The 25759-nt window shown below is 72.4% G+C and carries 18 protein-coding genes; 9 read left to right on the forward strand and 9 right to left on the reverse strand.

The genetic code is table 11. From position 1 onward, the window contains the following. Positions 1-58: 58 nt before the first annotated feature. A complete protein-coding gene (gene metH, locus ACIRSU_RS27090; RefSeq protein WP_403797120.1) occupies positions 59-3577 on the reverse strand; it encodes a methionine synthase in 3519 nt (1172 codons plus the stop codon). Positions 3578-3821: 244 nt separating this feature from the next. Here metH and ACIRSU_RS27095 point away from each other — a divergent pair, with 244 nt between their 5' ends. From ACIRSU_RS27095 to ACIRSU_RS27120, 6 genes are all read left to right on the forward strand, one after another. Next, a complete protein-coding gene (locus ACIRSU_RS27095; RefSeq protein WP_403797122.1) occupies positions 3822-4586 on the forward strand; it encodes an IclR family transcriptional regulator in 765 nt (254 codons plus the stop codon). 308 nt (positions 4587-4894) lie between these two features. Beyond that, positions 4895-5680: an MIP/aquaporin family protein gene (locus ACIRSU_RS27100; RefSeq protein WP_403797124.1), complete on the forward strand. Its 786-nt coding sequence runs from the start codon at positions 4895-4897 to the stop codon at positions 5678-5680. 35 nt (positions 5681-5715) lie between these two features. Then, on the forward strand, positions 5716-7245 hold the full coding sequence (gene glpK / locus ACIRSU_RS27105) for a glycerol kinase GlpK (protein WP_403797127.1): 1530 nt from the start codon (positions 5716-5718) through the stop codon (positions 7243-7245). Positions 7246-7261: 16 nt separating this feature from the next. Continuing rightward, complete coding sequence (locus tag ACIRSU_RS27110; protein WP_403797129.1) at positions 7262-8869, forward strand: FAD-dependent oxidoreductase; 1608 nt, start codon at positions 7262-7264, stop codon at positions 8867-8869. Positions 8870-8985: 116 nt separating this feature from the next. Beyond that, positions 8986-10050, forward strand: coding sequence for an LLM class flavin-dependent oxidoreductase (locus ACIRSU_RS27115; protein WP_403797131.1), 1065 nt, complete (start codon positions 8986-8988; stop codon positions 10048-10050). Between the two features lie 155 nt (positions 10051-10205). Beyond that, positions 10206-11291, forward strand: a complete 1086-nt coding sequence (locus tag ACIRSU_RS27120) for a PAC2 family protein (RefSeq protein WP_403797133.1) — start codon at positions 10206-10208, stop codon at positions 11289-11291. 58 nt (positions 11292-11349) lie between these two features. On the opposite strand, the gene ACIRSU_RS27125 is transcribed toward ACIRSU_RS27120, so the two are convergent. From ACIRSU_RS27125 to ACIRSU_RS27150, 6 genes are all read right to left on the reverse strand, one after another. After that, a complete protein-coding gene (locus tag ACIRSU_RS27125; RefSeq protein ID WP_403797136.1) occupies positions 11350-12327 on the reverse strand; it encodes an SMP-30/gluconolactonase/LRE family protein in 978 nt (325 codons plus the stop codon). Positions 12328-12379: 52 nt separating this feature from the next. Then, entirely contained in the window at positions 12380-15445 is a 3066-nt protein-coding gene (locus ACIRSU_RS27130; RefSeq protein WP_403797138.1) for an NPCBM/NEW2 domain-containing protein, read from the reverse strand. Between the two features lie 116 nt (positions 15446-15561). Continuing rightward, a complete protein-coding gene (mshC, locus tag ACIRSU_RS27135; RefSeq protein WP_403797140.1) occupies positions 15562-16791 on the reverse strand; it encodes a cysteine--1-D-myo-inosityl 2-amino-2-deoxy-alpha-D-glucopyranoside ligase in 1230 nt (409 codons plus the stop codon). 157 nt (positions 16792-16948) lie between these two features. Beyond that, positions 16949-17800: an SCO1664 family protein gene (locus ACIRSU_RS27140; RefSeq protein ID WP_403797522.1), complete on the reverse strand. Its 852-nt coding sequence runs from the start codon at positions 17798-17800 to the stop codon at positions 16949-16951. Then, a complete protein-coding gene (locus tag ACIRSU_RS27145; RefSeq protein ID WP_403797143.1) occupies positions 17764-18354 on the reverse strand; it encodes a DUF3090 domain-containing protein in 591 nt (196 codons plus the stop codon). The genes ACIRSU_RS27140 and ACIRSU_RS27145 overlap by 37 nt, the downstream gene beginning before the upstream one ends. A gap of 105 nt (positions 18355-18459) precedes the next feature. Beyond that, positions 18460-19149, reverse strand: a complete 690-nt coding sequence (locus ACIRSU_RS27150) for a histidine phosphatase family protein (protein WP_403797146.1) — start codon at positions 19147-19149, stop codon at positions 18460-18462. Positions 19150-19205: 56 nt separating this feature from the next. Between ACIRSU_RS27150 and ACIRSU_RS27155 the strand changes: the two genes are divergently transcribed. Then, the gene (locus ACIRSU_RS27155; RefSeq protein WP_403797150.1) at positions 19206-20198 is read left to right on the forward strand and encodes a magnesium and cobalt transport protein CorA; all 993 of its coding nucleotides are present in this window, start codon (positions 19206-19208) and stop codon (positions 20196-20198) included. 37 nt (positions 20199-20235) lie between these two features. Here the strand turns inward: ACIRSU_RS27155 and ACIRSU_RS27160 are convergent, their stop codons facing one another. Both ACIRSU_RS27160 and ACIRSU_RS27165 read right to left on the reverse strand, forming a co-directional pair. Further along, the gene (locus ACIRSU_RS27160) at positions 20236-21021 is read right to left on the reverse strand and encodes a ferritin-like domain-containing protein (RefSeq protein ID WP_403797153.1); all 786 of its coding nucleotides are present in this window, start codon (positions 21019-21021) and stop codon (positions 20236-20238) included. Between the two features lie 235 nt (positions 21022-21256). Further along, positions 21257-22306: an LLM class F420-dependent oxidoreductase gene (locus ACIRSU_RS27165; RefSeq protein WP_403797156.1), complete on the reverse strand. Its 1050-nt coding sequence runs from the start codon at positions 22304-22306 to the stop codon at positions 21257-21259. A 140-nt stretch (positions 22307-22446) separates the two neighbouring features. Here ACIRSU_RS27165 and ACIRSU_RS27170 point away from each other — a divergent pair, with 140 nt between their 5' ends. Both ACIRSU_RS27170 and ACIRSU_RS27175 read left to right on the forward strand, forming a co-directional pair. Next, on the forward strand, positions 22447-23424 hold the full coding sequence (locus ACIRSU_RS27170; RefSeq protein ID WP_403797159.1) for an aldo/keto reductase: 978 nt from the start codon (positions 22447-22449) through the stop codon (positions 23422-23424). Further along, on the forward strand, positions 23421-25727 hold the full coding sequence (locus tag ACIRSU_RS27175; RefSeq protein ID WP_403797162.1) for a helix-hairpin-helix domain-containing protein: 2307 nt from the start codon (positions 23421-23423) through the stop codon (positions 25725-25727). The genes ACIRSU_RS27170 and ACIRSU_RS27175 overlap by 4 nt, the downstream gene beginning before the upstream one ends. The last annotated feature ends 32 nt before the right edge of the window (positions 25728-25759 follow it).

The following is a 25759-nucleotide window of genomic DNA, read 5'->3' on the forward strand; positions in this document are numbered from 1 at the left end:
AGTGTACGTCGCGTCGACTTACAACGCAGGGATTTACCCCTGCATCGTGAGCGGACGATTACCGGGCGTTGAAGTACTTCGCCTCGGGGTGATGGATCACGATGGCGTCCGTGGACTGCTCGGGGTGGAGCTGGAACTCCTCGGAGAGGTGGACGCCGATGCGCTCGGGCTGGAGCAGCTCGGCGATCTTCGCCCGGTCCTCCAGGTCGGGGCAGGCGCCGTAGCCGAGGGAGAAGCGCGCGCCGCGGTACTTGAGCGCGAACATGTCCTCGACGTCGGCGGGGTCCTCGCCGGCGAAGCCGAGCTCGGCGCGGACCCGGGCGTGCCAGTACTCGGCGAGGGCCTCGGCCAGCTGTACGGACAGGCCGTGCAGCTCCAGGTAGTCGCGGTAGGAGTCGGACTCGAACAGCTTGGCCGTGGCCTCGCCGATCCGGGAGCCGACGGTGACGACCTGGAGGCCGACGACGTCGGTCTCGCCGGACTCCTCCGGGCGGAAGAAGTCGGCGAGGCACAGGCGGCGGCCGCGGCGCTGGCGCGGGAAGGTGAAGCGGGTGCGCTCGTTGCCGGAGTCGTCGAGGATGATCAGGTCGTCGCCCTTGGAGACGCAGGGGAAGTAGCCGTGCACGACGGCCGCTTCGAGCAGGTTCTCCGTGTGCAGGCGCTCCAGCCAGCCGCGCAGCCGCGGCCGGCCCTCGGTCTCGACGAGCTCCTCGTACGACGGTCCGTCGCCGGCCCGGTTCTGCTTGAGGCCCCACTGGCCCTTGAAGAGCGCGCCCTCGTCGAGCCAGCTCGCGTACTCCTTGAGCTGGATGCCCTTGACGACCCGGGTGCCCCAGAACGGCGGGGTGGGCACCGGGTTGTCCGTGGCGACGTCCGAGCGGCCGCCCGGCTCCGGCTCGTCGACCTGGAGCGTGGCCGCGCCCTTGGCGACGCGGCGCTGCTTCAGCTCGGGCAGGGCCGCGCCGGGCACGCCGCGCTTGACGGCGATGAGGGCGTCCATCAGGCGCAGGCCCTCGAAGGCGTCGCGGGCGTAGCGGACCTCGCCCCGGTAGATCTCGTACAGGTCCTGCTCGACGTACGCCCTGGTGAGGGCCGCGCCGCCGAGGATCACGGGGTACTTGGCGGCCAGCTCGCGCTGGTTCAGCTCCTCCAGGTTCTCCTTCATGATCACGGTGGACTTCACGAGCAGACCGGACATGCCGATGACATCGGCCCGGTGCTCCTCGGCGGCCTCCAGGATCGCGGAGACGGGCTGCTTGATGCCCAGGTTGACGACGTTGTAGCCGTTGTTGGAGAGGATGATGTCGACGAGGTTCTTGCCGATGTCGTGGACGTCGCCGCGAACGGTGGCGAGGACGATGGTGCCCTTGCCCTCGGCGTCCGACTTCTCCATGTGCGGCTCCAGATAGGCCACCGCGGTCTTCATGACCTCGGCGGACTGGAGCACGAACGGCAGCTGCATCTGGCCGGAGCCGAACAGCTCGCCGACCACCTTCATGCCGTCGAGCAGCGTGTTGTTGACGATGTCGAGGGCGGGCGTGGTGGTCAGGGCCTCGTCGAGGTCGGCCTCCAGTCCGTTTTTCTCGCCGTCGATGATGCGCCGCTTCAGGCGCTCCTCCAGCGGGAGCGCGGCCAGCTCCTCGGCCTTGCCGGCCTTGAGGGACTTGGCGGTGGCGCCCTCGAAGAGCGCCATCAGCTTCTGGAGCGGGTCGTAGCCTTCGGCGCGCCGGTCGTAGATGAGGTCCAGGGCCGTCTGCACCTGCTCCTCGTCGAAGCGGGCGATCGGCAGGATCTTCGAGGCGTGCACGATCGCCGAGTCCAGGCCCGCCTTGACGCACTCGTCGAGGAAGACGGAGTTGAGCAGGATGCGGGCGGCCGGGTTGAGGCCGAAGGAGATGTTGGACAGGCCGAGCGTGGTCTGCACGTCGGGGTGACGGCGCTTCAGCTCGCGGATCGCCTCGATGGTGGCGATGCCGTCCTTGCGGGACTCCTCCTGGCCGGTGCAGATGGTGAAGGTGAGGGCGTCGATGAGGATGTCCGACTCGCGGATCCCCCAGTTCCCCGTCAGGTCGGCGATGAGCCGCTCGGCGATGGCGACCTTGTCCTCGACCGTGCGGGCCTGGCCGTTCTCGTCGATCGTCAGGGCGATCAGGGCGGCGCCGTGCTGCTGCGCCAGACGGGTGACCCTGGCGAAGCGGGACTCCGGTCCGTCGCCGTCCTCGTAGTTGACCGAGTTGATGACCGCGCGGCCGCCGAGCTTCTCCAGACCGGCCTCGATGACGTCGACCTCGGTGGAGTCGAGGACGATCGGGAGGGTGGAGGCGGTGGCGAAGCGGCCGGCGAGCTCCTTCATGTCGGCGACGCCGTCGCGGCCCACGTAGTCCACGCACAGGTCGAGCATGTGCGCGCCCTCGCGGATCTGGTCGCGCGCCATCTCGACACAGTCGTCCCAGCGGCCCTCCAGCATCGCCTCGCGGAACTTCTTCGAACCGTTGGCGTTCGTCCGCTCACCGATCGCCAGGTACGAGGTGTCCTGGCGGAACGGGACGGTCTGGTAGAGCGAGGCGGCGCCCGGCTCGGGCTGCGGCTCGCGGACCGGCGGGACGGCGCCGCGGACCCGCTCGACGACCTGGCGCAGGTGCTCGGGGGTCGTGCCGCAGCAGCCGCCGACCAGGTTGAGGCCGTACTCGGCCACGAACGTCTCGTGGGCGTCGGCCAGCTCGGCCGGGGAGAGCGGGTAGTGCGCGCCGTCCTTGGTCAGGACCGGCAGGCCGGCGTTGGGCATGCAGGACAGCGCGATGCCGGCGTGCCGGGCGAGGTAGCGCAGGTGCTCGCTCATCTCGGCCGGGCCGGTGGCGCAGTTCATGCCGATCATGTCGATGCCGAGCGGCTCCAGAGCCGTCAGGGCTGCGCCGATCTCGGAGCCGAGGAGCATGGTGCCGGTGGTCTCGACGGTGACCGAGGTGATCAGCGGGACCGTGTAGCCGGCGACCGCCATGGCGCGGTGGGCCGCGATGATCGCGGCCTTCGTCTGGAGGAGGTCCTGGGTGGTCTCGACGAGGAGGGCGTCGGCGCCGCCGGCGAGGAGACCCTCGGCGTTCTGCTGGTAGGCGTCGCGGATCGTGCCGTACTCGACGTGGCCGAGGGTGGGCAGCTTGGTGCCGGGGCCCATGGAGCCGAGCACCCAGCGCTGCTGTCCGGTCTTCTCGGTGTACGCGTCGGCCGCCTCGCGGGCGATCCGGGCGCCCGCCTCGGACAGCTCCTGGATGCGGTGGGCGATGTCGTACTCGCCGAGCGCGGAGAAGTTGCAGTTGAAGGTGTTGGTGCCGACGCAGTCGGTGCCGACCTCGAGGTAGGCGTCGTGGACCGAGCGGACGATGTCCGGGCGGGAGACGTTGAGGATCTCGTTACAGCCCTCGAGCTGCTGGAAGTCCTCCAGAGAGGGGTCCTGGGCCTGGAGCATGGTGCCCATCGCTCCGTCGGAGACGACGACCCGGGAGGCGAAGGCCTCGCGCAGGGCGTCGGCACGCTGGGCGGCGGTCGCGGGGACGGCGGAAGGGGTCGGCGACGAGGCCATGGAATGAGCTCCCTGGGATGCGACGGCTGTCGGCTTTGCACTCTCGGCGGAGGGTGCACGGGCCCAGACTAACCGCGCGGACGCCGGGGTGGACATGGGGTTCCAGCTGGTGGACGGCATCCTGTGTGCGGGGACTCCCGGTACGGCCCGTTCTTGGACGACACTGTCAGGTGTGACGCAAGGTCGGCATCGACCGATAGTGTTCAGCATTGTCGAACAGCATGTGGTGAGAAAGGGCCGGGCGATGGCGAAGAACATCCAGTCGCTTGAACGGGCGGCGGCGATGCTGCGACTGCTCGCGGGCGGCGAGCGCCGGCTCGGCCTGTCCGACGTCGCCTCCTCGCTCGGCCTCGCCAAGGGCACCGCGCACGGCATCCTGCGCACCCTGCAGGCCGAGGGCTTCGTGGAGCAGGACCCGGCCTCCGGCCGCTACCAGCTGGGCGCGGAGCTGCTGCGGCTCGGCAACAGCTATCTGGACGTGCACGAGCTGCGGGCCCGGGCCCTGGTGTGGACGGACGACCTGGCCCGCTCCAGCGGCGAGAGCGTCCACCTGGGCGTGCTGCACCAGCAGGGCGTGCTGATCGTCCACCACGTCTTCCGGCCCGACGACAGCCGCCAGGTCCTGGAGGTGGGGGCCATGCAGCCGCTGCACTCCACGGCGCTCGGCAAGGTGCTCTCGGCGTACGACCCGGTGGCGCACAGCGAGGTGGTGGAGGCCGAGCGGGACGCCTTCACGCCCCGTACGGTCACCGACCTCACCGACTTCGAGACGCTGCTCGACACGACCCGTGCGCGGGGCTGGGCCGCCGACGTGGAGGAGACCTGGGAGGGCGTGGCCTCGGTGGCCGCGCCCATCCACGACCGGCGCCGGATGCCGGTGGGCGCGGTGGCCATCACCGGCGCGGTGGAGCGGGTCTGTGCCGGGGGCGAGCTGCGCTCGGAGCTGGTGGCCGCGGTACGGGACTGCGCCCGCGCCGTCTCCCGGGATCTGGGGGCCGGCCGCTTCTGAGGCCGCGGGCACGCCGTACGGCCCGGAGGCATGCGTTCCGCCCCGTAGACCCCGCACGACCGAACACATCCGAACCCGCCGGTAACGATCGCGTTATCGGCGGGTTTTTCGTGCTCAGCACCCTTGACGTGCTGTTAACCGTGGCGCAAAACTTCCGTTCATCGGTCGGCATTGTCGAACAGCTACCGGCAATACGCGCTAAGGTGTGACAGTGCCAAGGGCCGTCAACGCCCTCACACGAGGGCGCGAACCACCGGAGGGAACTCGTTGGTTCGCCTTCCCCTGGACGAAGGACAAAGGAGTCGCGGGTGTCCAGCTCCGACATCTTCATCGGCGAGACCATCGGTACCGCCGTACTCATCCTGCTCGGCGGCGGTGTCTGTGCCGCCGTGACGCTCAAGAGCTCGAAGGCCCGCGGCGCGGGCTGGCTCGCGATCGCTTTCGGGTGGGGCTTCGCCGTCATGACGGCGGTCTACATGACCGCTTCCCTCTCCGGCGCCCATCTGAACCCCGCCGTCACCATCGCGATAGCGATCAAGGACGGCGACTGGAGCCACGTTCCGGTCTACCTCGCCGGCCAGCTGCTCGGCGCCATGCTCGGCGCGGTGCTGGTCTGGGTCACGTACTACGGCCAGTTCCGGGCCCACCTCACCGACGAGTCGATCATCTCGACGCCGCACGAGGAGGGCATGGTCGACCAGAAGGCCGCCCCGAACGCCGGTCCGGTGCTCGGCATCTTCTCGACCGGCCCGGAGATCCGTAACCCCTGGCAGAACCTGGCCACCGAGATCATCGGCACCGTCGTGCTGGTCCTCGCCGTGCTCACCCAGGGCCTCAACGACAGCGGCAAGGGCCTCGGTGTCCTCGGCGCCCTGATCACCGCGTTCGTCGTGGTCTCCATCGGCCTCTCGCTCGGCGGCCCGACCGGTTACGCCATCAACCCGGCCCGTGACCTCGGTCCGCGCATCGTGCACGCCCTGCTCCCGCTGCCGAACAAGGGCGGCTCCGACTGGAGCTACGCCTGGGTCCCGGTCGTCGGCCCGCTGGTCGGCGGCGCCATCGCCGCGGGTATCTACAACATCGCGTTCGCCTGAGCCGTCCTTCTTCCAGACCTCCCTTGGAGCACACCGTGACCGACGCCCACACCACCGGCCCGTTCATCGCCGCCATCGACCAGGGCACCACCTCCTCCCGCTGCATCGTCTTCGACAAGGACGGCCGGATCGTCTCCGTCGACCAGAAGGAGCACGAGCAGATCTTCCCGAAGCCGGGCTGGGTCGAGCACGACCCGATCGAGATCTGGACCAACGTCCAGGAGGTCGTCGCCGGCGCCCTCACCAAGGGCGGGATCACCGCGGCCGACGTCAAGGCCATCGGCATCACCAACCAGCGCGAGACCACGCTGCTGTGGGACAAGAACACCGGCGAGCCGGTCCACAACGCGCTCGTCTGGCAGGACACCCGCACCGACGCCCTGTGCAAGGAGCTCGGCCGCAACGTCGGCCAGGACCGCTTCCGCCGCGAGACCGGCCTGCCGCTCGCCTCGTACTTCTCCGGTCCGAAGGTCCGCTGGCTGCTCGACAACGTCGAGGGCCTGCGCGAGCGCGCCGAGCGCGGCGACATCCTCTTCGGCACCATGGACTCCTGGGTCATCTGGAACCTCACGGGCGGCGTCGACGGCGGCCACCACGTCACCGACGTCACCAACGCCTCCCGCACCATGCTGATGAACCTCCACACCATGGCCTGGGACGAGAAGATCCTGCAGTCCATGGACATCCCGGCCGCTGTGCTGCCGGAGATCCGCTCCTCCGCCGAGGTGTACGGCACGGTCAAGGGCGGCCTCCTGGACGGCGTCCCGGTCGCCTCCGCGCTCGGCGACCAGCAGGCCGCCCTGTTCGGCCAGACCTGCTTCGCCGAGGGCGAGGCCAAGTCCACGTACGGCACCGGAACGTTCATGCTGATGAACACCGGCGACAAGATCATCAACTCCTACAGCGGCCTGCTGACCACCGTCGGCTACCAGATCGGCGACCAGAAGCCGGTCTACGCCCTGGAGGGCTCGATCGCCGTCACCGGCTCGCTCGTCCAGTGGATGCGCGACCAGATGGGCCTCATCAAGTCCGCCGCCGAGATCGAGACCCTGGCCTCCTCGGTCGAGGACAACGGCGGCACCTACTTCGTGCCGGCCTTCTCCGGTCTCTTCGCCCCGTACTGGCGCTCCGACGCCCGCGGTGTGATCGCCGGCCTCACCCGGTACGTCACCAAGGCGCACATCGCCCGCGCCGTCCTCGAGGCCACCGCCTGGCAGACCCGCGAGATCACCGACGCCATGACGAAGGACTCCGGCGTCGAGCTGACCGCGCTCAAGGTCGACGGCGGCATGACCTCCAACAACCTGCTGATGCAGACCCTCTCCGACTTCCTGGACGCCCCCGTGGTGCGCCCGATGGTCGCCGAGACCACCTGCCTCGGCGCGGCCTACGCCGCCGGCCTCGCCGTCGGCTTCTGGCCCGACACCGACGCGCTGCGCGCCAACTGGCGCCGGGCCGCCGAGTGGACCCCTCGCATGGACGCCGACAAGCGCGACAGCGAGTACAAGAACTGGCTCAAGGCCGTGGAGCGCTCCATGGGCTGGCTCGACGAAGAAGAGAACTGACGAGGAGTAACGCGCGATGACCACCCTGCAGAGCCTCCCCTCCCTGGGGATGCACCCGGCCGCCGGTTCCCTTCCGACCCGCGCCGAGACCAGAGAGCAGCTTTCCAAGGCGACGTACGACCTCCTGGTGATCGGCGGCGGCATCCTGGGCATCTCCACCGCCTGGCACGCCGCGCAGTCCGGGCTGCGGGTGGCCCTGGTGGACGCCGGCGACTTCGCCGGCGCCACCTCCTCCGCCTCCTCCAAGCTGCTCCACGGCGGTCTGCGCTACCTGCAGACCGGCGCGGTCAAGCTCGTCGCCGAGAACCACTTCGAGCGGCGCGCGGTCTCCCGCCAGGTGGCCCCCCACCTGTCCAACCCGCTCACCTTCTACCTGCCCGTCTACAAGGGCGGCCCGCACGGCGCGGCCAAGCTCGGCGCCGGCGTCTTCGCCTACAGCGCCCTGTCCGCCTTCGGTGACGGCGTCGGCCACCTGCTGAGCCCCGCCAAGGCCGCCCAGGACGTGCCGGAGCTGCGCACGGACAACCTGAAGGCCGTCGCCGTCTACGGCGACGACCAGATGAACGACTCCCGCATGGCCCTGATGACGGTCCGCGCCGCGGTCGACGCCGGCGCGGTCGTCCTCAACCACGCCGAGGTCACCGGCCTGCGCTTCACCCGGGGCCGGGTCACCGGCGCCGAGCTGCGCGACCGCATGTCCGGCGAGGAGTTCGGCGTCGACGCACGCCTGGTGCTCAACGCCACCGGCCCGTGGGTCGACCACCTGCGCAAGATGGAGGACCCCAACGCGGCCCCCTCCATCCGCCTCTCCAAGGGCGCGCACCTGGTCCTCAAGCGCACCTCCCCGTGGAAGGCGGCGCTCGCCACCCCGATCGACAAGTACCGGATCACCTTCGCCCTCCCCTGGGAGGACATGCTCCTGCTCGGCACCACCGACGAGGAGTACGAGGGCGACCCGGGCGAGGTCGCGGTCAACGACAAGGACATCGCCCAGATCCTGGACGAGGCCGCGTTCTCCATCCGCGACCAGCAGCTCGACCGCTCCCTGATCACCTACGCCTTCGCCGGCCTGCGGGTGCTGCCGGGCGGTCCCGGCGACACCTCGAAGGCCAAGCGCGAGACGGTCGTCACCGAGGGCCGCGGCGGCATGCTGTCGGTGGCCGGCGGCAAGTGGACCACCTTCCGCCACATCGGCCGCACGATCATGAAGAAGCTGGAGTCGCTGCCGGGCCACCCGCTCGGCGACGACTACGAGCCGGTCGCCACGCTGCCGAAGCGGCTGCCGCTGCCGGGCATCGCCAACCCCAACGCAGTCGCCCACCGGCTCCTCGTCGACGGCCCGGCGCCCGGCCCGCGCATGGCCGCCGACACCGCCAAGCACCTGGCCACCCACTACGGCTCGCTCTCCTTCGACATCGCCCGGATGGCGAACGAGAACCCCGAGCTCGCCGAGCGCGTCCACCCGGACGCGCCGGAGATCTGGGCCCAGGTCGCCTACGCCCGCGACCGCGAGTGGGCCGAGACCGCGGACGACGTGCTGCGCCGCCGCACCACGCTGACCATCCGCGGCCTGGCCACGGACGAGATCCGTGGCAAGGTCGAGGACATGCTGCGCGGCAACTAGTCACCCCCCACAGGTGGTAAGGGGCGGTCTCCCATGGAGGCCGCCCCTTACGCATGCCGGTGCGCGCGCCATGCGCCCGCCACATCAACGCAACACTCCGCGCGCAGAGTTGAAGCATGAAGTTTCAGGTGCTCTCCCTCATCGGCCATGCCCCGCACCCGCTCACCGGCGAACTGCCCGCCGCCGCCGACCGGCTCGAGGAGGTCCTGGCGGTCGGCGAGGCCGCCGAGCGGCTCGGCTACGACGCGTACTCCGTCGGCGAGCGGCACGCCGGCCCCTTCCTCTCCTCCAGCCCCTCGGTGGTGCTCGGCGCGCTGGCCGCCCGCACCTCCCGCATCCGGCTCCTCACCGGCGTCACCGTCGTCGCGATCCTCGACCCGGTGCGGGTCGCCGAGGACTACGCCACGCTCGGCCTGCTCTCCCGCGGCCGGCTCGAACTCGTCATCGGCAAGGGCGCGGAGGCCGGCCACTTCGACCTGTTCGGCCTGGACGAGGCGCGCCAGTGGGACCTGCAGAAGGAGAAGTACGAGCTCCTGCGCCGGCTGTGGACGGAGGAAGGCGTCGACTGGGAGGGCGAGTTCCGGCCCGCCCTGAAGAACGTGACCACGGTCCCCCGCCCGTACGCCGGCCGCCCGCCGCGCGTCTGGCACGGCTCGGCGACCAGCCTCAACTCCCCCGAACTCGCCGCCCGCCACGGCGACCCGCTGTTCACCGCCAACGCCATCCAGCCCCGCGAGGCGTACGCGCGGCTGATCGCCCACTACCGCGAGAAGTTCGAGGAGTACGGGCACGATCCGCGCGAGGCGCGCGTGGCGGCGGGCTCCGGCGGGCTGCTCATCGCCGACACCGCCGAGCAGGCCGTCAGCCGCTACAAGGACCTCTACGAGGCGAAGGTGCGCCAGACCTTCCGCCCGCACCTGGAGGGGAAGGCCGGCTACAACACCCCGTTCCGCACCATCGAGGACGCCATCGCGGGCGGACCGCAGCTCATCGGCTCCCCGCAGCAGATCATCGACAAGATCCTCGGCTACCACGAGGTGTACGGCCACGACCTGCAGTCCATCACCGTCGACGCCTTCGGGCAGTCCACCGCCGAGCAGATCGAGACCCTGGAGCGGTTCGCCGAGGAGATCGCCCCGGTCGTGCGGAAGGAGGCGCCCAGCACGCTCTGGGAGGAGTGAACGAGGAGGGACGCGCGTACGCGTGCCGACGGGAGTTCCTGGGTAGTCGATCACAACCGAACCGGCCTTCGGGCGCGTCCGAGGGCTGCGGGCGGGCCGCCCGAAAGGCATAAGGTTGGTCCGTACGACAGGAACTTCGACGAAGGAGGCGCTGGGTGATCGAGCTCGAGGGGGTGCCCGAGCTGATCGACCCGGTCATGGTGGCCGCGTTCGAGGGCTGGAACGACGCCGGCGACGCCGCCTCCGCCGCGGTCGCCCACCTGGACCGGGAGTGGAAGGGCGAGGTGTTCGCGGCGCTCGACGCCGAGGACTACTACGACTTCCAGGTCAACCGGCCCACGGTGTGGATGGACGGCGGCGTCCGGAAGATCACCTGGCCGACGACCCGGCTCTCCGTGGTGCGGATCGGCGGCGACAAGCCCCGGGACCTGGTCCTGGTGCGCGGGATCGAGCCGTCGATGCGCTGGCGCTCGTTCTGCAACGAGCTCCTGGGCTTCGCGCACGAGCTGGGCGTGGAGATGGTGGTGATCCTGGGTGCGCTGCTCGGCGACACCCCGCACACCCGTCCGGTGCCGGTCAGCGGCGTCACCTCCGACCCCGACCTGGCCCGCACGATGGACCTGGAGGAGACCCGCTACGAGGGTCCTACGGGCATCGTCGGCATCCTCCAGGAGGCCTGCACGCACGCCGGGGTGCCGGCGGTGAGCCTGTGGGCGGCGGTCCCGCACTACGTGTCGCAGCCGCCCAACCCGAAGGCGACGCTGGCCCTCCTCAACCGCCTGGAGGACCTGATCGACCTGCGCATCCCGCTGGGCGAGCTGCCCGAGGACGCGCGGGCCTGGCAGGTGGGCGTCGACCAGCTGGCCGCCGAGGACAGCGAGGTCGCCGAGTACGTGCAGACACTGGAGGAGGCGCGGGACACGGCGGAGCTGCCGGAGGCGTCCGGCGAGGCCATCGCCCGTGAGTTCGAGCGCTATCTGCGGCGCCGCGAGCCGGGCCAGGGCGGCCCGGGGCACGCGACGGAGAGCGGTGACGCCTCGTACCTCCGGGACAGCGCCGGCGAGCGGACCCGGCCGCCGAAGCCGCAGCAGCCGGGCCCGGAGGCGGTGCCGGGCGCGGAGCCGGAGCGGCCGGAGCAGGAGCGGCCCGAGCAGGAGCGGCCGGAGCAGGAGCGGCCCGAGGCCGGGGACGGCTCGGGGGACGGCGACGAGGGCGGTTCCGCGGACGGCGCCGAGGAGTGACCGGTACGGGAGGGGCGGCGCGGCCGCCCCTCCCGTTCGCGTCTGCCGGTCGTGTCCGTCAGACCTGGTCGATCGCGACCACGTCGTAGTCGGTGGTCGGCGTGGGCTCCGTGTCGAAGCGGGCGTTCGGGAGATAGATCCGGTCGCCCCAGGCCGCGGCCGTGGTGGGGATGCGGAAGCGCGGGTCGGTGATCCGGGCGACGGCCGTGCCGCGGGTGCCGGCGGCGTTCAGCCGGACCACGTCGACCTGGTTGTTCACCTGCTGGACGACGTACAGGGTGCGGCCGAGGAGCAGCAGCCCGTCCCCGTTGGGGATCTTCAGTCCGCCGAGGTCGACGGCGGTCGCGGTGCCCGTGGCCGGGTCGACGCGCATCAACGTGCCGCCGTCGGCGACGGTGTTGACGACGAGCAGGGCCCGGCCGTCGGAGGTGCGGGCGATGCCGTTGGCGGTGAAGTCGGGGCCCTGGGTCCAGTCGCCGCCGAGCGGCACGGTCTCGGGAGCACCGACCGGCTCGCCGGCGCGGTCGAGGGCGAGGCGGTAGAGCTGCGGCTGGTAGGAGTCCGTGAACCAGGCGGCACCGGGGGTCAGGACGACGTCGTTGACCATGGTGGTGTCCGCGCCGAGCCCGGTGAAGTGGCGCAGCAGCGCGCCGGTGCGGACGTCGACGACCCGGATCTCCCGGCTGTAGCCGCCGGAGAGGAAGAGTCGCCGTTCGGCGGTGTCGATCTTGAGGCCGACGGTCATGTGCCCGTCGCCCAGCCCCTCGTGGATGATCCGGCCCTCCCCGGTGGCCAGCGAGGCCCGGTAGACGGCGCCGTTGGCGAGCGAGCCGAAGTAGGCGTACGGGCTGTGGCCGATGGCGATGCCCTCGGGTGCGAAGCCGTCCGGCAGCCGGAAGGAACCGGGCCAGCGGCCCCCGGCGCCGGCCGCGTGGGCGGTGGCGCCGAGGGGGCCGAGGAGAGCCGCCGCGCCGGTGGCCGCGGCGGCTCCCAGGAGACTTCTTCGTGCGAAGGAACGTTGCGTGAAGCGTTGCATGGAGCGCCCTTTCGAACTGGTGGTCGTCGAACACTCCATCACAACGGGACCGTCAGGCGCAGTCGAACCGTGCGGCCGCCCAGTCACCGTGGTCACCGGACTTCGAGCCGTTGGTGTCGGTGACCTTCAGATGGACATGGCGTGCGCCGGTCACGTCGACGTTCACCGGGACGGTGGCGGAGGCGCCGGTGACCCGGGGCGAGGTCCACAGCACCTTGCCGTCCGCCTCGACGGAGAAGGCCACCTCGCCGTAGCCGTTGATCTCGTCGTCGATGCCGACGTCGGCGGTGAGGGCGGTGCAGCGGCCGCCGAGGTAGACCTCGATGTCGGAGTCGGCGTGGGCGCCGATGCCCTTGGCGTAGGTCTGCCCGGCGAGGGTGAGGGTGTGGCCGTCGGCGGCGCCCGACTCGCCGTTGGAGCGGTCGCGTTCGGGCGGCCCCCAGCCGTTCGTGGACTTCAGCCAGACCAGGTCGCTCGCCCACGCCGGGGCGGTCGGCGGCTCCGGCATCACGCCGACGGCGAACCGCTGGAGGGCGGTGCGGTCGACTCCGGCGGCCCGGTGCCGGACGCTCGCGGTGAGCACGGTCTCGCCGGGGACGGCGCCCTTGGCCGGCGTCACGGAGAGCGCGACGCGGCGGGTGGCACCGGCCGGGATGCGGTCGATCGGGGCGGCCGGGGCGACCTGCCAGCCGGCCGGGGCGGTCAGCGCGACCTGGACGCCGGTGGCGTCCCGGGTGCCGGCGGTGACGTCGACGGCGACGGTGCCGGGCACGCCCGCGCCCAGCTCCTGACCGGTCGGCGCGGTGACGGTGGCGGCGGCCCCGGGGACGGCGCCGCCGACGGCGCTGGTGTCGTCGAGTTCGAGGGTGAAGCCGCGGTCGGTGCGCTGCGCGCCCGTCTTCACCTGGACGACTCCGCCGCGGTCGTCGCGGTCGTACCACCAGCCCTGCCCGGCGGCGTCGAAGGCGGCCTTCGAGTCGAGCCGGGGCAGCGTCCGGTCGCCGAGCCAGACCGTGCTCGGGCTGTCGCCGGTGTGCACGGTGAAGCGGTACGGGCGGGCGGCCGACTTGCCGGTGTAGGTGCCGGTGCTCGGGCCGATCCGCACGCTGACGTCACCGGCGCCGCGCTGCGGGGCGCGCACCTCGGCGAGCTGGGTGGCGTAGCCGCCGGTGCGGTGGGCGCGGGTGACGCCGTCGTCCTCGTACAGCTCGAAGGAGGACCGGCCCTGCGGGTAGACGTCCCAGGCGATCGGGTCACCGGCCTTGCGCTCGGTGTAGGAGCGGATGCCGCCGGGCCACATCGGGACGGCGGCCCCGGCCCGTACGAACAGGGGCAGGGTGTCGAGCGGGGCGCTGTAGTGGTCGAGGGTGACGGGGCCTTCGTACGTGCGCCCGTTCGCGTAGTCGATCCAGGTGCCCTTGGGCAGGTAGATGCCGTCGCGCTCGACCGCGTCCTTGTAGACGGGCGCGACCAGGAAGTCCTCGCCGCTGAGGAACTCGTACTTGGCGGCGTCCGAGGCGGCGACCGGGTCGTCCGGGTATTCGAGGGCGAGCGGCCGGGCGAGGCCGACGCCGGTCTCGGTGGCCTGGTGGGCGTAGGAGTAGATGTACGGGAGCAGGGCCTCGTGCAGCTTGAGCGAGGCGCGGTTGATCGAGGTGTAGGGCTCGCCGTGGCGGAAGGGCTGCTTGTCCATGGCGGCCCAGCCGTCCATGGTCATGGTGACCGGCAGGAACATCTTCCACTGCAGGTCACGGGTGTACGTCTTGGGGCTGCCGCCGAAGATGCCGTCGACGTCGCCGGTGGTGTAGGCGAGGCCGGACATGGCGGCGCCGGCGTAGGTGGGGATCTGCCAGCGAATGTACTCCCAGCTGCCGGACTGGTCGCCGGACCACTGGACGCCGCAGCGCTGGGCGCCGGACCAGCTCTCGGGGGCCCAGGTGAAGCCGCGGGCGTCGGAGTTGGCCTCGATGCCGGCGTAGGAGTCCTTGCAGCCGTCGAGGGCGAACTTGTAGCCGGAGCCGACCCAGGCGACGTCGAGCTTGGCGACCCGCTGGCCGGCCTTCACCTGGTCGGCGAGCTTGTCGATGCCGTCCTCGGTCCACAGCCCGAGCTGGGCGCCGTTGGCCTTCAGGCCCTGGGCGGTCTGGGCGAGGTTCTCGTAGCCGCAGCCGTAGCCGTCGTTGACGAGCATCCAGCCGTTGGGCATGTCGTTCCGGACGTAGCCGTCGGAGACCTCGAGGGCGTCGAGGGTGTGGCGTTCGCCGCGGTTGGCGTTGTGCAGGTAGCAGTCGGAGTCGCCGATCTCCAGGCCGTAGACGGGCGGCATGAAGGGCTTGCCGGTGAGCTTGGTGTACTGGCCGATGACGTCCTTGACGGCGTCCTGGCCGCTGCCGGCGAAGTAGTAGGCGTCGAAGCGCTGTTCGCGGGCGGTGGTGGTGACGGGCTCGCCGAAGACGTAGGTGTTGGGGGCGTAGGTGTTGCGGTAGACGCCGTAGCCGGCGGAGGAGAGGTAGAACGGGACGGAGTTGGGGTGGCCGCCGTCGTTCCAGTTGTAGTCGACGCCGACCTCGACGGTCTTGCCGCGGTGGGAGGTGTTGCCGCGGCCGTTCTGCATGCCGGCGCCGTAGAACTGTTCGTCGGCGCCGCGGGCCAGGGTCTGGGTGGTGCGGTCCTGGTTCCAGGTGAGGCCCTGGGTCTCGGTCCACAGGGGCGTGCCGTCGGCGCGGAGGGCGGCGAAGCGCAGTGGCGACTTGTAGGCGCGCAGGGTGACCCGGTCGGTGCTCAGCTCGTAGCGGTCGCCGAGGTCGGCCCAGTGGGTGGCGGGCGGCGGGCCCTGAGGCAGGACGATGTCCTGGCCGGTGGGGTCGGTGAACCTGCCGTCGGGGGCGAGTTCGATGCGGAAGGTCTCGTCGGAGACGAAGCTGACCCGGGCCTCTGAGTGACCGGCGGTCAGCCGGTAGACGCCTCGGGCGGCTCCGTCGGCGGCGAAGCCGGTGACCTCGCCCACGGTGGTGTCGGCGGGTGCGGCGGAGGCGGTGCTTCCGGGTCCCGCGAAGACCGCGAGGAGTCCGAGCACGGCTCCGCCGAGGGCAGCTCTCATGCGCATTGATGATTGCATGGAGCGTTCTTAGCGCAGATTCGAGCATCGAGCCAGGGGCAAAACGGAACCGCCCCCGGACTTCGTGAGAAGTCCAAGGGCGGTTGCGTGAACGGGAGTTGCGCGGCGGCGGACTGCTACAGGGCGACACCCAGGAGGGCGTCGACCGCGCGCGAGACGAGGCCGGGGGCGGACTCGTCGGTGCCGCCCTCGGCGGCCTGGAGCGCGGCCCAGCGGTCGACCGCGGCGAGCGCGGCCGGCGCGTCCAGGTCGTCGGCGAGCGCCTCGCGGAGCTCCTCGACGAGCGCGTCGGCGGACGGGCCGTCGGGGCGCGAGACGGCGGCGCGCCAGGCGCCCAGGCGCTCGACGGCGTCCTGGAGGACCTGGTCGGTCCACTCCCAGTCGGCCCGGTAGTGGTGCGAGAGCAGGGCGAGCCGGATGGCGGCCGGGTCGACGCCTTCCCGGCGCAGCGCGGAGACGAAGACCAGGTTGCCCTTGGACTTGGACATCTTCTCGCCGTGCAGCGCGACCATGCCGGCGTGCACGTACGCCTTGGCCATGGGGAACTCGCCGGTGAGGGCCTGGGCGTGCGAGGCACCCATCTCGTGGTGCGGGAAGATCAGGTCGGAGCCGCCGCCCTGCACGTCGAAGCCCATGCCGAGGTGGTCGAGGGCGATGGCGACGCACTCGATGTGCCAGCCGGGGCGGCCGGCGCCGAGGCTGCCGCCGTCCCAGCTGGGCTCGCCCTCGCGGGCGGCCATCCACAGCATCGGGTCGAGCGGGTTCTTCTTGCCCGGGCGGTCCGGGTCGCCGCCGCGCTCGGCGGACAGGTGGCGCATCAGCTCGGTGTCGTAGTTCGAGACCTCACCGAAGTGCGGGTCGGACTCGACGGAGAAGTAGATGTCGCCGTCGAGCTCGTAGGCGGCGCCGGAGTCCCGCAACTTCTCGACCAGCGGCACGATGCCCGGTATCGCCTCGACCGCGCCGATGTAGTGCTGCGGCGGCAGCATGCGCAGGGCGGTCATGTCCTCGCGGAAGAGGGCGGTCTCGCGCTCGGCGAGGCCGACCCAGTCGATGCCGTCGCGCTGCGCCCGCTCCAGGAGCGGGTCGTCCACGTCGGTGACGTTCTGGACGTACTGGACCTGCCGCTTGGTGTCGAGCCACACGCGCTGAACGAGGTCGAACGCGTTGTAGGTCGCCGCGTGACCCATGTGGGTCGCGTCGTACGGCGTGATGCCGCAGACGTAGATGCGGGCGACGGGGCCGGGGGCGAGGGTCACTCGTCCGCCGGTCGACGTGTCGTGAATCCGGAGGTCGCGGCCCTTGCCGGGCAGGGCGGGGACCTCAGAAGCGGGCCAGGCATGCATGTCCTGAGCCTAACCGGACAGGTGTTCCGGATACGAACCGCATACGGGATCTTGACCGATTAGGCGGTCTTGCGGGGACGGCCGGATCATGCATACCCCCGGGGGGTCTCACCGGCCGGGAAGGATTGGCCGAAAACATTCGCCGGGCGGCGCGTGCTCACACGGGCGGCCAGGGAATGGCGGGCCACTGCCCGGACGGTACGGGGTGCCGCCCGGTCCTGCGCAGACCGGCGACGCGGTCCCGCAGGGCGGCCACCTCGGCGGCGGTCAGCAAGCCCGCGAGACGTTGGGCCAGTGGAGTGCCGGGCGCGAGGCGCTCGTCCAGCACGGCGAGGACGGCGGTGGCCTCCTCGGTCAGCTCCTCCCCCGCCCAGCCCCACAGCAGGGTGCGCAGCTTGTCGTCCACGTGGAACGAGACGCCGTGGTCGATCCCGTACAGGTGCCCGTCCGCCATCGGCAGCAGATGCCCGCCCTTGCGGTCGCCGTTGTTGATGACGGCGTCCAGGACGGCCATCCGGCGCAGCTGCGGGGTGTCGGCGTGGACGAGCAGCGCGGTGCGGTCCTCGGCGACCTGGGCGTGCCCCACGGCCTTCCAGCCCGCCCCGGCCTCCTCGTCCTCCACGAGGGCGAGCAGCTCGGCCGCCGGGTCGGCCTCGACCCAGAGCTGCACCATGCCCTGGCCGTACGGGCCCTCGCGCAGCACCGTCGGCGGGACCAGGCCCCAGCCGGTGGCCTCGGACAGCTCGTAGGCGGCGACCTCGCGCTGGGCGAGGGTGCCGTCGGGGAAGTCCCACAGCGGGCGCTCCCCGGCGACCGGCTTGTAGACGCAGGCCGCCTCCTCGCCCTCGTACGCGACGGAGCAGTAGAGCACCGCGTTGGACGCCTCGCGGACCTGGCCACGCACGGTCAGCTCGCCCTCGGCGAGCAGCTCTGTCGTGCCGGGGGTCCCCTTGCCGGTCGTTCGACTGCCGGTCATGCGCCGCGACGGTATCCGTTCTGGCGCGGGCAGACATGGCCCTCGGGGTCGAGCGGCAGGCTGCACAGCGGGCACGGCGGCCGGCCGGCGTTGACCACGTCGAGGGCACGCTTGGCGAAGGCCCGGGCCTGGATGCCGGTGAGCCGGACGCGCAGCATCGGCGGGCCGTTCTCCTCGTCCTGGAGCAGCCGCTCCTCGGCCTCGGCGAGGTCCTCCTCGGAGTCCGCGTCGAGCTCGACGAGCGCCTGCGCCTCGACGATCATGCGCTGCTCCTCGCCGTCCCAGGCGAGGGCCATGGTGCCGACCCGGAACTCCTCCTCGACGGGGGCGTCGAGAGGCGCGGTGTCGGTGGTGTCCGGCGGTGCGACGGCGGGCACGGGCGCGTTGCCGCCGGTGCGGCGCAGGACCTCGTCGAGGAGTTCGTCGATCCGCTCGGCGAGGGCCGCGACCTGGGTCTTCTCCAGGGCGACACTGGTGACCCGGCCGGCGGCGGACGCCTGCAGGAAGAACGTACGGCGGCCAGGCAGCCCGACCGTGCCGGCCACGAAACGCTCCGGTGGGTCGTAGAGGAACACCTGACGGGACACGTTCCCGACTCCCTTGGGTCTCGGTGGTGTGGCCGCCGGACCGGCCGGCGGGACCGGCGTGGCCGTGCGGCTACAGCGGCGCGTCCACCCTACTGCGCGTGGGGATCACGGTGCGCCCGCACCGCCCCCGACCTCCGCCGCCCCGTCGTCGGCGGGGGTCTCGCGCGGCGCGAGCGAGCCGAGGTCGCCGGTGTCGCCGAGGCGCAGCAGGAAGGGCCGCAGCCGGGTGTAGCGGATGGCGGTGACGGAGCAGGGGTCGGCCTGGATGCGCTGGAAGAGGTCGAGGTGGAGGCCGAGGGCGTCGGCGACGAGGGCCTTGATGATGTCGCCGTGCGAGCACATCGCGTAGACGGCGTCCTCGCCGTGCTCGGCCTCGATCCGGGCGTTCCAGTCGCGTACCGCGTCCACGGCCCTGGCCTGCATGGCGCGCATGGACTCGCCGCCGGGGAAGGCGGCGGCGGAGGCGTGCGCCTGGACGACCTGCATCAGCGGCTCGTCCATCAGCTCGGCGAGCTTGCGGCCCGACCAGTCGCCGTAGTCGCACTCGCTGATCCGGTCCTCGACGTGCAGCGGCAGCCCGGGGCGGGCGTCGAGCAGCGGCCGTACGGTCTCCCGGCAGCGCTGCAGCGGGCTGGTGACGACGGCGGCGAGCGGCACGCCGGCGAGCCGCCCGGGCAGCTCGGCGGCCTGGGCGGCGCCGCGCTCGTCGAGCGCCACCCCGGGCGTGCGCCCGGCGAGCACCCCGGAGGTGTTGGCGGTGGAGCGTCCGTGCCGGACGAGGATCAGGGTGGCCATGTCGGCCAGCCTAAGCGAGGGGCGGAGGGGTGCGCCGGTGCGTCCGGCAGGGGAGAATGCGGCCCGTGATCGTGGATTCGGCCATCTATCGGAGCGGGCGCAGGACGAAGGGCCCCGCCGACCTCTCGGACGCGCTGGCGGAGGCGCGGGCGACGGGTGACGCCTTCCTGTGGGTGGGGCTGCACGAGCCGACGGAGGCAGAGTTCGAACATGTCTCCGACGAGTTCGCGCTGCATCCGCTCGCCGTCGAGGACGCCCTGAAGGCCCATCAGCGGCCCAAGCTGGAGGTCTACGACGACTCGCTCTTCGCGGTCCTCAAGCCGGTCGTGTACGAGCCGGAGAGCGACAAGGTCTCCTCGGGAGAGCTGATGGTCTTCATCGGGGACTCGTTCGTCGTGACCGTGCGGCACGGCGTGGGTGCGCCGCTGAAGGCGGTGCGGCAGCGCCTGGAGGCCGATCCCGACGTGCTGAGGCACGGGCCGACCTCGGTGCTCTACGCGATCAGCGACGCGGTGGTGGACCACTACATCGACGTGGCCGGCGAGCTCCAGGTCGACCTGGAGGAGCTGGAGGCGGACGTCTTCGCGCCGTCCGGCGGCAATCCGGCGCGGACGGCGGAGCGGATCTACACGGCGAAGCGGCAGGTCCTGGAGTTCCGGCGGGCGAGCGGCCCACTGGCCGGCCCGATCGAGCGGCTCGTGACCAGCTCGGTGCCCTTCGTGCACGAGCACGCCGTGCCGTTCTTCCGGGACGTCCAGGACCATCTGCTGCGCGCGAACGAGCAGGTCGAGGGGCTCGACCGGCTGCTCTCGGACGTCCTGTCGGCGCATCTGGCACAGATGGGCGTGCGGCAGAACGACGACATGCGCAAGATCTCGGCCTGGGCGGCGATGGCCGCGGTCCCCACGATGGTCGCCGGGATCTACGGCATGAACTTCGCACACATGCCGGAGCTGCGCTGGGTGTGGTCCTACCCCGCGGTGCTCCTGCTGATGGCGGGGATCGTGGCGGCCCTGTACCGGTTGTTCAAGCGGCGCGGCTGGATGTGAGCCCGCGCCGGCTCCGGGTTTCGCGGACCCGGCGGGCTCAGAAGGCGTGGGCCGGGGTCGCCGGTCCTCCGAGGGCGTCGCGGCGCTCGGGCATCCGGAGGTCCACCATCTTGTGCCAGCCGGCGGCCCGCTCGTACGCGTACAGGGCGTGGATGCCGGCGGCGAGCGTGGCCGCCCTGGCCCTGGGCCAGTTCAGGATGCGGCCCATGTGGCTCATCACGGCGAGGCTGACGTCGCGGTAGACCTGGATCTCGGCGAGCGCGGACTCGCGCAGGGTGCGCTGGATGAGCCGGCCGTGGCCGGCGTAGTTGAGCCGGAGCAGTTCCTCGTGACAGTAGGCGAGGTGGTTGACCTCGTCGTTGTCGATCATGCTCACGGCCTTGCCGAGCTCGGGGTCGTCGCCGAAGTACTTGACCAGCATGTTCATCTGCTCGGCGGCCCGCTGCTCGGTGACCCGGCTGTGGCTGAGGTAGACGATGATGTCCCGCTCGCTCAGCGGCTCGTCACGGCGGAGCTTGTCGTGGGCGAGGCCGATGCCGCGCCGCTCCAGGAGCATCGTGTAGTCGGTGTCGGGCGGCACCGGGACGGGTTCGAGACCGCGCTTCCTGAGCAGCGCGTTGAAGATCCGCCCGTGTTTGTCCTCGTCGGCGCCGTGCCGCGCGATCTTGGGCGCGAGCTCGCGCATCCCGGGCGCGACGAGGGCCGCGATCCGGCCGTTCTCCCAACCGCCCTGGGACTCGCCGCTGGCGGCGATGGAGCAGAAGAGCTGGAAGGACTCGTCGTCGTCGATGATTTCCTGGAACAGGCTCTTGGCCGTGAGCATGGCTGCCACCTCCCGTGCGGTACGAGTCAAGTGCGCCGCGCCGGAGCGGGCAACACGAGGAGGCGGGAACTGGGCCGAAAGACGGACGGCGAGGGGGCGTAACCCGGGGCGCGGGTCGGGCGTTGTGCTGCGTGACGGCCGTGGCGGGGAAGACCCCCGAGCCCCCACCACGGCCGCAGGCTTGTCCGGGCCTTTCCGGGCCTGTCTGAGCCTTTCCGGGCCTGACCGAGGGCCGTTACGCGAGCCCGGCCCGCTCCAGGGCCTCGACGCCCGCCCGCAGCGCCGCGACGCGCTCGTCCAGGGTGAAGCCGGCCGGAGCCAGGGTCAGGGTGGTCACTCCGGCCGCCGCGTACGCCTTCATCCGGTCGGCGATCCGGTCGACGGAGCCGAGCAGCGTGGTCTGGTCGATGAGCTGGCGCGGCACGGCCGCGGCGGCGCCCTGCTTGTCGCCGGACAGGTACTTGTCCTGGATCTCGGCGGCGGCCTTCTCGTAGCCCATGCGCTGGGCGAGCTGGTTGTAGAAGTTCTGCTTGCGGCTGCCCATGCCGCCGACGTAGAGGGCGGTGTACGGGCGGAAGATGTCGGCCAGCGCGTCGATGTCGTCGCCGAGGGCGAGCGGCAGGGTCGGGTGGACGTCGAAGCCGTCCATCGTGAGCCCGGCCTTCTCGCGGCCCGCGCGCAGGTGGCGCAGCGCGGTCTCCTCCAGGTGCTCGGCGGCCGGGAAGATCAGCAGCGCGCCGTCGGCGATCTCGCCGGTCTGCTCCAGGTTCTTGGGGCCGATGGCGGCGATGTAGAGCGGGATGTGCGGGCGGGTCGGGTGGACCGTGAGCTTGATCGGCTTGCCCGGGCCGTCCGGCAGCGGCAGCGTCCAGTGCTCGCCCTCGTAGCTGAGGCGCTCGCGGGTCATGGCCTTGCGGACGATCTCGACGTACTCGCGGGTGCGGGCGAGCGGCTTGTCGAACTTGACGCCGTACCAGCCCTCGGAGACCTGCGGGCCGGAGACGCCGAGGCCGAGCCGGAAGCGGCCGCCGGAGAGCGAGTCGAGGGTGGCGGCGGTCATGGCGGTCATCGCGGGCTGGCGGGCCGGGATCTGCATGATGGCCGAGCCGATGTCGATGCGCTCGGTCTTCGCGGCGACGAAGGAGAGCACGGTTGGCGCGTCGGAGCCGTACGCCTCCGCCGCCCAGCAGACGTCGTAGCCGAGGCGGTCCGCCTCCTGGGCGACGGCGAGGTTGTCGCCGTCCATGCCCGCGCCCCAGTAGCCGAGGTTGATGCCGAGCCGCATGCCACGTACCCCTTACCCATCGGTAACGTCTCTGTGTGCGGGACTCTAGCGCGCGGCCGGGTCGTGCGACAGGAGCCGTCGGGAGCCGGGTTGTCCACAGGGTCTCTCCGCGTGGTGCCGTGGCCAGTAATCTCGCGGCCATGGAGCAGAGGCATCTCGGACGTACCGGCCTGCGCGTGTCCCGGCTCGGGCTCGGCACCCTCACCTGGGGCCGGGACACCGACGAGCATGACGCCGCCGAGCAGTTGAAGACGTTCTGGGACGCGGGCGGCACGCTCGTGGACACCGCTGACGTGTACGGGGGCGGCGAGGCGGAGTACCTGCTCGGGCGGCTCCTCGACGGCCTGGTGCCGCGCCGCGACCTGGTGATCACGACGAAGGCGGGCAACGTGCCCGACCCGGACCGGCGCACCGACGGCTCGCGCGGGCATCTGCTGGCGGCGCTCGACGCCTCGCTGGCCCGGCTCGGCACGGATTACGTGGACCTGTGGCTGCTGCACGCCTTCGACCCGTACACGCCCCTGGAGGAGTCCCTCCAGGCCCTGGACATCGCCGTCAGCACCGGCCGGGCCCGCTACGTCGGCGTCTCCAACTTCTGCGGCTGGCAGCTCGCCAAGGCCGGCACCTGGCAGCTGGGCGGCGAGCGGACCCGGCTGGCCGGGACGCAGATGGAGTACTCGCTGCTCCAGCGCGGCATCGAGCGCGAGGTGCTGCCGGCCGCGCTGGACCTGGGCATAGGCCTGCTGCCCTCGTCGCCGCTCGGGCGCGGCGTCCTCACCGGCAAGTACCGCGCCGGCACCCCGACCGGCTCCCGCGGCGGCTCCGAGGCCCTCGCCCCCTTCGTCGAGCCCTACCTCGACGACACCGCGAGCCGCATCGTCGACGCCGTCACCACGGCCGCCGACGGACTCGCGACCACGCCCCTCCAGGTCGCCCTCGCCTGGGTCCGCGACCGCCCGGGCGTCACCGCCCCGATCATCGGCGCGCGCAACGCGCAGCAGCTCGCGGCGGCGTTGTCAGTAGAGACCCTTAGTCTTCCTGACGAGATCTGCCGAGCCCTCGACGACGTCTCGGCGCCCGTACACCGCTACCCGGATCACGACTGGAGCACCTTGTGACCGAGCCTTCCCCGTCCACCCCCACCCCGCCGACCGAGCCCGACCAGGCGGGGGTGGCCGACGCAGCGGAGGCGGAGGGCAACCGCACGGGTCACCCCGACGTGTCGGCCGAGGCAGCGGCGGACGGCGGAGCGGAGTTGGCGCCGGCCGTGGCGGAGGGCGACCCGGCGGGCGACGAGGACGGCGCTGACCCGTCCGGCGTGGCGGCGGGCGACGAGGACGGCGCTGACCCGTCCGGCGTGGCGGAGGACGAGGGGCCGGCCCCGTCGGACGACGGCGCGTCGAGCGCCGAGCAGGGTGTCGCGGACCCGTCCGGCGCCGCCGAGGGCGAGCCCTCGGCGGAGGCGACGGGCAGCGAAGGCGACGCCGCCGGGCTCAGTGAGGCGCAGGCGGAGCTGGCCGCGCAGCGGGAGTTCCGGGCGCGGATCGAGCAGCGGAAGGCCGAGCGGGGCGGGCCCGTGGAGGCCGGGGCGAAGCTGAGCGGGACGGCGGCGGATCTGCTGGCGGCGGTGCGGGCCGTGGAGAGCGGCGCCAGGCCGGTCGCCGTGCCGCGCGTGGCGGAGCCCGCTCCCGCGGCCCGGCCCGCGCCGGAGGAGCGGACCGTGCGGCCGCCGGTGCCCGCGGCGCCGGTGGTGACCGAGGAGACGGCGGGCGCCGTCCGGCAGGTGCTGGCCCGCGGCGGGGCTCCGGAGGCGCTCGCCGGGCAGGTGGCCAGCGTGCTGGGTGAGGGCGCGGCGCGCGCCCTGGAGGACGACCCGTGGCAGCTTCTGGCGGTGCCCGGCGTGCGCGCCGAGCAGGCCGACGGCTTCGCGCGGGCGCTGCTCGGCCCGGAGTGCGGCCCCGACGACCCGCGCCGGGTCGTGGCGCTCACGGCCTGGCTCCTGGAGCAGGCGGCCCTGAAGGGGCACACGGCCCTGGAGATCGGGGCCGTGCGCGACGGGCTCGCCCGGCTCTCGGTGCCGGAGCCCGACAAGGCCGTCGACCTGGCCGTGTCCGAGGCGGCGGTCCTCGTCTTCCAGGAGGAGGACGAGGCAGAGGGAGAGGAAGAGGAAGAGGGGCAGGAAGGCGAGGAGCAGGGGACCCCGGGCGGGACGCCCGCGCCCGTGCTGCTCGGCCTGGAGCGGTACGCGCTCGCCGAGGAGAGCCTCGCCGACGGGCTCGCCCGGTTGATCCGTACCGTCGCGCCCGCCGAGTGGGACGGCCCCGACCTGGCCCGCGCCGCCGGGGCGAACGGTCTCGTGCTGCACACCGGCGGCGAGGCCGCCCGCGCCGAACCGGCCGGGCTGGCCGCCGCCGCCCGCGAGCGGGGCCTGCGGGTCGCGCTCGCGGCCCACACCGCCCGCGACGGCGCCCTGCCCCTGGCCGCGCTCCTCTCCGGCGCGGCGGGCCCCGGCCGGGACGCGGAGGGCGCCCTCGCCCTGGACCTGCTGGTCGTGCTCGACGCGCCGCAGCTCGACGTCGAGACGGCCGCCGCGCTCGTCGAGGCCCTGCCGGACGGCTGCCGGCTGGTCCTCAGCGGCGACCCGTACGTGCTGGGCGCGGCGGGCCCCGGCCGGGTCTTCGCCGATCTGCTGGCCGCCCGGATCGCCCCGCAGATCGCCTCCCGCACGCCCGACCCGGGCCCGATCGGCGAGCTGGTCTCCGGCATCGCCGTCGGCGAGCTGAACCAGGTGGCCGCCCCCGGCAAGGAGGTCGTGATCGTCCCGGTCCGGGACGCGGCCGAGGCGGTGCACCGCGCGGTGCAGCTCGTCGCGGACTCGATCCCGCGGGCGATCGGCGTGCCCGCCGAGCAGACCCAGGTGATCACGGTCGGGCACGGCGGCTCCGCCGGCACCCGCGCCCTGAACGCGGCGTTGAAGCAGCGGCTCAACCCGGGCCCCGGCCGCTTCGGCGGCTACGACCCCGGCGACCGCGTGGCCCACTCCCCCGCCCCGGGCCGTACGGTCACCGGCACGGTCGTCTCGGCCGACGCCGAGGGCCTGCACCTGGACTGCGGGGGCGCGCGGGTCGTCGTACCGAAGGAGCGGGTGGAGTCCACGCTGCGGCACGGCTGGGCGCTGACCGCGCACCAGGCGGCCGGGGCGCGCTGGCCTGCGGCGGTCGTGGTGCTGCCCGGCGACGCGGCCGGGGGCCTGAGCCGGCCCTGGGTCTACACGGCCTTCGGGCGGGCGGAGCGGCATCTGTCGGTCGTCCACGGCGTCGAGCAGGCGCTGCCGCGCGCGGTGGCCGAGGTGACGGCGCCGGAGCGCACGACCCGGCTGCGGCCGCTCCTCGAAGCGCTGCTCTCGGAGGACGAGGAGTGACGGAGGGGCCCTGCCCGCGCGGGCAGGGCCCC

Source organism: Streptomyces sp. NPDC101160 (assembly GCF_044768205.1).
Taxonomy (GTDB): domain Bacteria; phylum Actinomycetota; class Actinomycetes; order Streptomycetales; family Streptomycetaceae; genus Streptomyces.

Coding starts and splice junctions, on each gene's coding strand:
- metH (WP_403797120.1), bottom strand. CDS start 3,577: ATGGCCTCGTCGCCGACCCCTTCCGCCGTCCCCGCGACCGCCGCCCAG.
- ACIRSU_RS27095 (WP_403797122.1), top strand. CDS start 3,822: ATGGCGAAGAACATCCAGTCGCTTGAACGGGCGGCGGCGATGCTGCGA.
- ACIRSU_RS27110 (WP_403797129.1), top strand. CDS start 7,262: ATGACCACCCTGCAGAGCCTCCCCTCCCTGGGGATGCACCCGGCCGCC.
- ACIRSU_RS27115 (WP_403797131.1), top strand. CDS start 8,986: ATGAAGTTTCAGGTGCTCTCCCTCATCGGCCATGCCCCGCACCCGCTC.
- ACIRSU_RS27125 (WP_403797136.1), bottom strand. CDS start 12,327: ATGCAACGCTTCACGCAACGTTCCTTCGCACGAAGAAGTCTCCTGGGA.
- ACIRSU_RS27130 (WP_403797138.1), bottom strand. CDS start 15,445: ATGCAATCATCAATGCGCATGAGAGCTGCCCTCGGCGGAGCCGTGCTC.
- mshC (WP_403797140.1), bottom strand. CDS start 16,791: ATGCATGCCTGGCCCGCTTCTGAGGTCCCCGCCCTGCCCGGCAAGGGC.
- ACIRSU_RS27150 (WP_403797146.1), bottom strand. CDS start 19,149: ATGGCCACCCTGATCCTCGTCCGGCACGGACGCTCCACCGCCAACACC.
- ACIRSU_RS27155 (WP_403797150.1), top strand. CDS start 19,206: ATGCGGCCCGTGATCGTGGATTCGGCCATCTATCGGAGCGGGCGCAGG.
- ACIRSU_RS27160 (WP_403797153.1), bottom strand. CDS start 21,021: ATGCTCACGGCCAAGAGCCTGTTCCAGGAAATCATCGACGACGACGAG.
- ACIRSU_RS27165 (WP_403797156.1), bottom strand. CDS start 22,306: ATGCGGCTCGGCATCAACCTCGGCTACTGGGGCGCGGGCATGGACGGC.
- ACIRSU_RS27170 (WP_403797159.1), top strand. CDS start 22,447: ATGGAGCAGAGGCATCTCGGACGTACCGGCCTGCGCGTGTCCCGGCTC.